At 62.3% G+C, this 326-nt stretch carries 1 protein-coding gene; it reads right to left on the reverse strand.

All coding sequences use genetic code 11. The features are described 5' to 3' along the window. Positions 1–326 (reverse strand): tandem-95 repeat protein (locus GE027_RS22755; protein WP_153559513.1); only part of this gene is annotated, 326 nt, incomplete at both ends.

Raw genomic sequence — 326 nt, forward strand, 5'->3', positions numbered from 1 at the left:
TTGCCGTCATCGTTGACGACTGCCGAACCGTTGGTCGGTTGGGTGACCTGCGAAACGGTTAGCGTGTCCTTATCGACGTCGCGGTCGTTGGCCAGCACGTCGATCGTGACGGCGGTGTCTTCGTCCGTTGTGGCGGTGTCGTCGTCGGCCGCAGGAGCGTCGTTAACTGGGTTTACGGTAACCGTAACGGTCGCCGTTGCGGTGCCGCCGGCACCGTCGGAGGTCGTATAGGTGAAGGTGTCGATGCCATGGAAGTTGGCGCTGGGCGTGTAGACGATGGCCCCGTCATTGTTGACAACCGCCGAGCCGTTGGTCGGTTGGGTGAG

Origin of the sequence: Roseimaritima sediminicola (assembly GCF_009618275.1) — a bacterium.
GTDB classification, from domain to species: Bacteria; Planctomycetota; Planctomycetia; order Pirellulales; family Pirellulaceae; genus Roseimaritima; species Roseimaritima sediminicola.